Raw genomic sequence first — 9110 nt, forward strand, 5'->3', positions numbered from 1 at the left:
TTGCCGACGTCGTCAGCCGGCTTTTGTCCGCAGGTGCGGACTCGCCGTCGCCGTCGCCGTCGCCGGAGCCCGCTGAGGTCAGGACGTTACTGGCAAAGTTCGGACTGGGCGAAGAACACGTCCGACGACCGTGCGACAGTCTGTCGATGGGGGAGCGGACAAGGGCGATGCTCGCCGTGCTGCAGGCCCGGGCCATCAACTTCCTGGTCCTCGACGAACCGACCAATCACCTCGACGTGGAGGCAATTGAGCAGCTCGAAAAGGCGCTCGCGGTCTTTGGCGGAACGTTACTGCTGGTCAGCCACGACCGGGCCTTGCTGGAAGGAGCGGGTGTCACCCGCTGGTGGGAAATGGAGGCCGGCCAGGTGAAACAACCATGACCTGGGTCAGGAGTACACGGCTTTCACCGCCAGCACCGGGCACGGTGCCTCGAGAAGGATTCGCTGCGACGTACTGCCCATAATCAGCTTGCCCACCGGCGTCCGCTTCCGCAAACCGAGGACAATGAGCTCCGCCTTGTGCTCCTCCGCCGCGTTGAGGACTTCCTCGGCGGCATCAACGTCGCCGTGCTTCTGCAGCAGGGTATGTTCGACGCCGCTGCTCTCCAGCTTCTCCTTGAGTGCGGCCGCGCCGCCGGCGTCGACGTGCTTCCGGTCCGGATAACCTCCACTTCGCGAGGAATTGACCACCACCAACTCCGTACTTTGCTCCCGGGCCTCCTCGATGGCACGCTCAAGTGCAGCGGTTCCTTCTGCTGTGGGGATGTAGCCGACGACAACGCTCATATTTCCTCCTGGTGTGGTTCGGGACGGCTTTAGTTCTGAATGTCTTTAATTCTGCATATCCTCAGGGTGACGGAAACGGGTCTTCTTGGCGCGGACGCCGCGGTTCCAGAACCAGGTCAACAGCCACAGCACGACGCCGAGAGCCAGCATAACGCCGGCAATCTGGTACTCGATCGGGTCCTGCGCCCACGGGCCAACCAGGAACGCGCAAGTAATCGCTCCGATGTAGGGCAGCACTGTCGGGGCCTTGAAATGATCGCGGTCGACCGGACGGCGCCGCAGTACGATGGCCGCGATGTTGACGACGGTGAAGACTCCGAGCAGCAGCAGCGCCGTCGTGCCGCCCAGTGCGCTCACGGTGTCCGCGCCCATGAAATTCGTGACGGTAATGATCAGGGCGAAGGCGATAAGCGTCGTGAAGATGATGGCCGTCCACGGTGAACGTCGTTCCTTCAGGACCTTGCCAAGCGATCGAGGGAGAACGTCCTGCCGCGCCATACCGTAGATCAGCCGGCTCGCCATCATCATGTTGATCAGGGCAGTATTTGCGACCGCAAACATGGACATGAACGGGTAGATGGCGTCGATCGGGATGTTCGGCGCGCCGACCTGGACGACCTCAAGCAACGGCGTCGGGCTTTCCGAAAGCCTGCCGATAGGAACGATGGCGACGGCGGCAATCGAGACCAAAACATACACCAGGGCGGTGATGCTCAGGCCGGTCAGCATGACCTTGGGGAAGGTCTTGACCGGGTTGTGGGTTTCCTCCGCCATGTTGACCGAGTCCTCGAAGCCGACCATCGAGAAGAATGCGAGGGATGTCGCTGCGGTGAGGGCGAGGAAAACGGACTTGTCCCCGGACGTCTCGAACACCATCACGCGGCTGAAGTCGACGTTGCCCTGGCTCATCGCCCAGAAACCGACCAGGATGACGATCAACAGGCCGGTCAACTCAATCAGAGTCAGTACGACGTTGACCTTCAGGCTCTCGCCCACTCCGCGGAGGTTAACGACCGCCAGCAGTGCGAGGAAAACGACAGCGATCAGCGTGACGCCGGTCTGGCCCCAGTCCAGGTTGAAGCCGATGATGAAGTTTTCCGCCAGGAATTTCGACGCCGTCGAGGCTGAGGTAATACCCGAGCTCAGCACGGCAAAGGTGACCAGGAAGGTCACGAAGTGAATGCCGAAAGCTTTGTGTGTATAGAGCGCGGCACCGGCGGCCTGGGGGTATTTGGTCACCAATTCCAGGTAGGAAAAGGCGGTCACTGTGGCCACGGCAAAAGCAAGCAGTACTGGAGCCCAGGCCGCGCCGCCAACCTCACCCGCGACGTCGCCGGTCAGCGCGTAAACGCCGGTGCCGAGGATGTCTCCGACAATGAACAGGAGGAGGAGCTTGAACCCCAGAACCTTCTTGAGCTCCGGCTGTTGTTCGGTCTCTGTGGAACTGCTCATCGAAGAACTCCGTCCAGCTATTTATTCCATGACAAACATGGCGCATGATCAGGGGGCGGCAATCAGGCTATCACCGACTGCTGCCATGATCAGCGGCGTCTCATCATGGCGTCAGACTACCACCGGTGAATCAGCAAGAACACGGTTCACTCTGTTCCGCGTTTTTGGCCGGAGCCGGCCTGGATATGCAAAAAGAGATGGCACCGATCTGACCGGTACCATCTCTTATCAGCTTTGCCCATCCACCGAACCGTGGTTCGAATAGAGCGGCTCTAGTCGGGGTGACAGGATTTGAACCTGCGACCTCGTCGTCCCGAACGACGCGCGCTACCAAGCTGCGCCACACCCCGATTTCGTTACCGTTACAGCAACCTCTCAAGAATAGCCGAGATTGCACGCAACTTAAAACTCACCTGCCGCCAGGCCCGCTGCGGCTACACCAGGGAGTCCTCCCATGCTTGGTTGAGGGCGGCGAACCGTCCTTCGCCGGCGATGAGTTCAGCCGGCGTACCGTCTTCGACAACCTTGCCGTCGTGGACGACCAGCACCCTGTCTGCAATCTTCACCGTAGTGAGCCGGTGGGCGATGATCAGGGCCGTGCGGCTGCCGAGCAACGTCTGCAACCCGCGCTGAACCAAACGTTCACTCGGGATATCCAACGAGGACGTGGCCTCGTCCAGAATCAGGACAGCCGGGTCGGCCAGGAACGCGCGCGCGAACGAAATCAGTTGCCGCTGTCCGGACGAGACGCGGCCGCCGCGCTTGTTCACGTCGCTGTAATAGCCGTCCGGAAGAGCCTCGATGAACTCGTGCGCTCCTACCGCTTTGGCGGCATTCTGGATTTGCTCCAGTGACGCGCCGGGATTGCCCAGGGCGATATTTTCGGCGACGGTTCCGCTGAAAAGGAACGCTTCCTGGGTAACCATGACGACGGCGCGCCGCAGGTCCTCGGAGGAGAGCTCCCGCAAATCAACACCGTCGAGGGTCAACCGACCGGCGGAAACATCGTAGAAGCGGGCGATCAGTTTGGCCAGCGTCGACTTGCCGGCGCCGGTCTGGCCCACCAGTGCGACCGTCTGCCCGGCGGGGATATCCAAGGTCATCTTTGGCAGTACGACCGGACCTGCTCCGTAACGGAACTCGACGTCGTCGAAATTGATGTTGCCCTTGGCCTCCTTCAGCGGGACCGGGGCCTTCGGCGCCCGCACGCTTGGCACTTCCTGCAGGAGTCCGGAAACCTTCTCGAGCGCCGCCGATGCTGACTGGAAGGAGTTGTAGAACATCGCCATCTGGTCGACAGGCTGGAAGAACCGTTTGGTGTAGAGCAGCAGGGCGAGCAGCGCACCCACTTCGAGGCCGCCGTCGAGCACCCTGAAGCCGCCGGCAAGCAGGACGCCGGCCAGCGTGACGTTGCCGATCAGCACCAGACCGGGCTGGAAGATTCCGTTCAGATTGATGCTGCGGACGGTGACCTTGCGATAGTCCTCGGCGAGTTCCTCGTAGCGGTCGGCGTTGACCTTTTCGCGCCGGAAGGCCTTGACTGCGCGGATGCCGGTCATGGTTTCGATGAAGTGCACGATCAGCTTGGCGGAGGCCACCCGCGAGGCGCGGTAGGCCAACTGGGAGCGCTTTTGGTACCAGCGGGTCAGGAACCACATTGGCACTGCGGCGAGGAGAATCAACAGGCCGGTTTGCCAGTCGAGCAGGAAAATCGAGATGGCGGTGAACGTCATGTACATCGCGCCGGAGGCCAGCGAGTTCACACCATTGTCCAGCAGCTCACGCAGCGCCTCGAGATCTGAAGTCTGCCGGGAAATGATGCGGCCTGAGGTGTACTTTTCGTGGAACTCCAGGCTGAGCCGCTGGGTATGCCGGAACACCCGGCGGCGAAGATCCAGCAGCATGGTCTGGCTGATCCGCGCTGTGGCATTGATGTAGCTGGCGGTCAGCACGCCGGTGGCGACGGCAGCCAGGGCATAGCCGGCACCGGCGAGGACGAGCGGAAGGTTGTCGCCCTGACGCAGGGCCGGCAGCGCGTGGTCAATCCCGAAGGCGATGATGGCCGGTCCGGCCACCCGGGCGGCCTGGGACGTGGCGACCAGCAGGATGGTGAGGATGAACTTCACCCGCACCGGGCGGATCATCGAACCAAGCAGCCGCAGAGACCGTTGCCGTACTTCCTTGCTGCGGGCTTTGCCGAGGTTGAAGTTGTCTTCGTCCTCGACGCCGGTGATAGCACTCATGAAAGCACCTCCTCCGGGCCAAGCCCGCTGCTTTCCTCTTCCTCGAGGCTGGTGATGATGTAGCGGTAATGCTCGTTGGTGGCCAGCAACTGTGCATGCGGTCCGACGGCGGTGATCGCCCCGTGCTGCAGGACGGCCACCCGGTCCGCCGACGCCACCGTCGAGGAGCGGTGGGCAACGACCAGCGTTGTGGTTCCCGCGAGCACGTCCCGCATCCGTTCCTCAACCAGCTCCTCGGTGCGCACATCCAGGGCGGACAACGGGTCGTCGAGCACGAGGACCTTCGGTTTCACGGCGATGGCACGGGCCAGTGCGATGCGCTGCCGCTGACCGCCCGACAGGCTCAGCCCTTCCTCCCCGATCAGTGTCTCCACGCCGTCGGGAAGGTCGTAGGCAAAGTGCGCCTGCGCGACGTCGATCGCCTCCGCCAAAGCTTCGTCGGTCTGTTCCGCCGCGCCGAGCAGAATGTTGTCCCGGACGGAGGAGGAAAAGAGCGTTGTATCTTCGAACGCGACGGCGACCTGTGTGCGGATGTCCTTAATGCTGAACTGGCGCAGGTCGGTGCCATCGAGTTTGATGCTGCCGCCGGTCACGTCGTAGAGCCGCGGGACCAGCTGCAGGAGTGTGCTCTTGCCCGAGCCGGTAATGCCGACCAGGGCCATGGTCTCTCCGGCTATCAACCGCAGATTGACGCCATTGAGCAGATCCATGCTGGCCGCCGGTGCGTCCGGATACTTGAAATGCACGTTGTCGAATTCGACGTCGCCGGTCAGATGCTTCACTGGCCGCGGATGTGCCGGATCGGTGATGCGGCTGGTCTCGTCCATGACCTCGAAATGCCGGTCGATGGCGGTCTTGGCCGTCAAGGTCATCGCCATCAGCGGCCCAAGACTCTCCACCGGTGCCGCCACGACTGCCGCCGTCGCGAAGAATGCCACCAAAGCACCGATGCTGAGCTGTTCGTTGGCCACGGACGTCACTCCGACGACGAGCGCCAGCCCGAGGGCGAGCTCAGGGATCATGCTGACCACCAGCGAGACGGTGGCGAGCGAGCGCGCCTTGCGGATCTCGGTGGCGCGCAGCTCCTCGGCCTGCTCGGTAAAGCTGTCCAAGGCGTGGCGTCCCCGGCCGAAGGCCTTCAGCACGCGGATACCGTGGACGGATTCTTCGACGGTGGTGGCGAGATCGCCGGCCTGATCCTGGCTCAACCTGGAAACAACCCGGTAGTGCGTCCGGAACCGGAAGCCGTACACCACGATGGGTATCGACGCGGCGAGGAAAATCAGTCCGAGCATCCAGCTGGTCACCAGCATCAAGGTGATGCCGATCAGGATGGTCAGCGCGACGACGACCAGCATGATCATGCCGAATGCCAGCCACCGGCGCATCAGGTTCAGGTCGGTCATTGCCCTCGACAGCAGCTGGCCGGAACCCCACCGGTCGTGGAACGCCACGGTCATGCTTTGCACATGGCGGTAGAGGGAGACCCGCATCTGGTTCTCGACCGTGGTGGCGGGCGCAATCACAAACTGCCGCCGCAACGCGATGAACACAGCTTCCAGAACTCCCAGGCCCACTACGACGGCGACCGCGGCCCAGACAGGGCCGCTCGCCCCATTGACCCGGAGCGATTCATTGACGAGAACGCGCAGTACCTGCGGGATGGCCAGGGCGACAATGCTGGCGCCAAGGGCGGATAGAAGCCCCCACATTAGCCGGGGGAGGATGGGTTTTGCGTGCGGGTAGAGCCGCCCGATGGATTCTGTTAACGATGTCTGCTGCTGCGGCATTTCATCTTTTCGCTGCTCGTGGTGGTCGCTGGCTACCCAGCATCCATCTTAGAGCACAGTGGTTGAGGACCACCGATCGCGCCAAGGTGAAAGGCGCACACCGCAGTTCGTTTATGCCGGGTTCAGCGTGATCAGCACAGCTTCGGGTCTGCAGGCGAACCGGACCGGAGCGTACTGCGAGGTGCCGATTCCAGCGGAGACGTTCAGCCACGAACTCTGCGTGCCGTTGAACCAGCGGCTCAGGCCGCGGGCGCGCCAGGTCGGGAGATCCGAGTTGCTCACCAGAGCGCCGTAGCCGGGAATCCGCAACTGCCCGCCGTGCGTATGTCCGGCCAGGATCAGCTGCGCGCCTCCGGCGGTGAAGTCGTCGAGCACGCGCTGATAGGGGGCGTGGGCAACACCGATTCGCACATGCGGAGCACCCTGCTGCGATATTGAGCCGCTGGGAAATCCGACGTACTGGTCGCGTCCCAGGTGCGGGTCATCCACGCCGCTGAAGTCCATCCGCATCCGGTCGAAAACCATCGACTGGTTACGGTTCGACAGGTTCACCCATCCTGCCTGTCCGAATGCCCGGTGCATGCGCTCGGTGGGCAGCGAGGCAGGAGCCCTGTTGTTTGATCCATTCGAGTTGCGGAAGAGGTACGCGGCCGGGTTCTTGAATGTGGGCGCGTAGTAGTCATTGGAGCCGGGAACAAAGACCCCGCGGAACTGCAGCAGGGGATCCAATGCCTCAAGCAGCGGGTCGAGACCGTTCTTGTGGCCCAGATTGTCGCCGGTATTGACTACCAGGTCCGGTTTGAGCTCAGCCAGTTCCTGCAGCCACTTGGTCTTTGCGCCCTGGTTCGGACCCATGTGGATGTCGGAGATATGGAGGATGCGCCGGGGCTGCTGCCCGGGACCCAGGATATTGACCGACTCTTCGCGGAGGGTAAACCAGTTCCGCTCGATGACGGACGCGTAGAAAAACGCACTTAGACCGGCAATACCTGCCAGCCCGGCTGCTGCCGCGGTCCCAAGGGCAACGCCCTTTCCAGCTTCTTCCATATCGGTCATCCTACTGGTCCGGATTTTCGGGACGTGTCGCTTCGCCGCCGCCTTGGCCCTGACCAGATTCGCCACCGGAGCCGCTGTTGCCTGGCTCGGGTTCAGGGGCTGGTGCCGGAGCAGGAGCCGGGGCCGGTGCGGGAGCTGGCGCCGGTGCTGGAGCAGGTGCCGGGGCAGGCACGGGAGCGGGTGCCGGTGCCGGTGCCGGTGCCGGTGCCGGAGCAGGCGCGGCGGCCTCGGCGCTGGCATCATCCGTGTCCACGCTGTCAGGCGAAATTTCCTGCTCAGTCTGCTGCTCGATCACGTCCTTCGGAGGATTCGGGAATTCCCCAGTCGGATACAGCGGAGCAACCTGCTTCATGTAGGCCTGCCAAGCCTCGCCGGCATAAGTAGCGCCGTCAACGTACTCGTGGGTCTTGCCTGTTCCCAGGAACTCCAGTCCGTCGAGGGACCGGTATTCGTCGGGGTTTCCGACCCAAGAGGCGGTGGAGATGCCGCGGGTGTAACCGACCGTCCAGGTCTGGACCGAATCGTCGGTCGTTCCCGTCTTCAGGGCAGCCGGAACGTCTGGGTTCAGATAGTAGCCGGAGCCTCGTTCAACGACTTGCTCCAACGCATAATTGACGCCCTGAGCAACTTCCTGCTCCACCGCGCGTTCACAGTCCTGCTGGGGGATATCCAGCTTTTCCCCATTGCGGTCGGTAATCGAAACGATCGCGTACGGCTGGCAGTAGATGCCGCCCGATGCAAAGGTCGCGAAGGATGCGGCCATGGACAGCGGGCTGATGGACTGGCTGCTGCCACCAATCAGGGAGGAGATCTTCAGGTTGTTGATGTCTTCCTGGGTCCTGCCATCGTGCAGACCGGTCGCGTTGGCAATCCCGCTGATGGAGCACAGATCCAGTTCGGACGCCGAGGCCATGGTGGCCGTGTTGATGGACTGTACGATGCCGTCCAGCACTGACATTTTCTCGTAGTATTCGTCGGAGAAGTTATTCAGGTCGGATGTGGGCTCGAACGGGTCGTTCGGGTCGTAATATCCGAACGCCTCATAGTCCTTGGGAGCGCAACTGCCGGCCTTCCACGGGAAGTCCCGCTCGTAGATGCGCTGGGAAGCGTCGACAACGTCGCCCAGTGACCTGCCATCCGCAAGCCATGCAGCCAAGGTGTAGGGCTTGTAGGTTGAACCCACCTGGTAGCCGCCGGTGCCTCCCATGTCGGCGTCGACATTGAAGTTGTAGGCGTTGCTCCACTGTCCCTCGGGCGCCACCAGTTCGGTGTTCTGCGCCATGGACAGGACCTTGCCGGTACCCGGCTCAACCGAGACCATCGAGGCGCCGATCTGGTCCGGGTTCTGCCCGGGCGGGGCGGTGTCATTGACTTCGGCCTGGGCAACCTTCTGCAGACGGGGATCGAGCGTCGTCTGGATGGTCAGGCCACCGCGGAGCAGCAGTTTTTCGCGGTCGTTGAAGTAGTTTTGCCGCGCGATCTGCATCTGCTCGGCCTTTTCAGGGTCGCTTTCAGTCAGATCCTGGGTGGGAGCCGGGGGAGCCCCGTGCGCGATGAAGGCGTGTTGGACGTAATCGCAGAAGTACTCTGCCATATTTGCGGCAACGCAGCCGCTGCTGACCGGGGTTACATTGAGTCCCAGGTCCGCGGAGGTGGCTTCCTCGTGCTCCGCTTCGGTGATCTTTCCCTGCCGGAGCATCGCGCTGAGAACCACATTGCGCCGCTCCTTCGCGATTTCCGGGTTGGCGGTCGGATCATAGAGGCTCGGTCCGCGGACCATGCCC

The 9110-nt window shown here is 62.6% G+C and carries 7 protein-coding genes and 1 tRNA gene; 1 reads left to right on the forward strand and 7 read right to left on the reverse strand.

Annotated elements, in window-relative coordinates; all coding sequences use genetic code 11:
• On the forward strand, positions 1–380 hold a 380-nt coding region (locus Y707_RS29525), incomplete at its 5' end, for an ATP-binding cassette domain-containing protein (protein ID WP_155852729.1).
• 6 nt (positions 381–386) lie between these two features.
• Here the strand turns inward: Y707_RS29525 and Y707_RS0104520 are convergent.
• From Y707_RS0104520 to Y707_RS23450, 7 genes are all read right to left on the reverse strand, one after another.
• Complete coding sequence (locus Y707_RS0104520; RefSeq protein ID WP_026534193.1) at positions 387–785, reverse strand: universal stress protein; 399 nt, start codon at positions 783–785, stop codon at positions 387–389.
• Positions 786–830: 45 nt separating this feature from the next.
• Positions 831–2237, reverse strand: coding sequence for an APC family permease (locus tag Y707_RS0104525; protein WP_026534194.1), 1407 nt, complete (start codon positions 2235–2237; stop codon positions 831–833).
• 276 nt (positions 2238–2513) lie between these two features.
• Positions 2514–2587, reverse strand: a tRNA-Pro gene (locus tag Y707_RS0104530).
• 84 nt (positions 2588–2671) lie between these two features.
• A complete protein-coding gene (locus tag Y707_RS0104535; protein WP_026534195.1) occupies positions 2672–4480 on the reverse strand; it encodes an ABC transporter ATP-binding protein in 1809 nt (602 codons plus the stop codon).
• Positions 4477–6270, reverse strand: a complete 1794-nt coding sequence (locus tag Y707_RS23445; protein ID WP_051441647.1) for an ABC transporter ATP-binding protein — start codon at positions 6268–6270, stop codon at positions 4477–4479. The genes Y707_RS0104535 and Y707_RS23445 overlap by 4 nt, the downstream gene beginning before the upstream one ends.
• Positions 6271–6381: 111 nt before the next feature.
• Positions 6382–7317 (reverse strand): metallophosphoesterase, encoded by a 936-nt coding sequence (locus Y707_RS0104545; protein ID WP_026534196.1) that lies wholly within the window; start codon positions 7315–7317, stop codon positions 6382–6384.
• A 10-nt stretch (positions 7318–7327) separates the two neighbouring features.
• Positions 7328–9110 (reverse strand): transglycosylase domain-containing protein (locus tag Y707_RS23450; protein ID WP_162150173.1); only part of this gene is annotated, 1783 nt, incomplete at its 5' end.

Source organism: Arthrobacter sp. H14 (genome assembly GCF_000520495.1).
Lineage (GTDB): Bacteria > Actinomycetota > Actinomycetes > Actinomycetales > Micrococcaceae > Arthrobacter_C.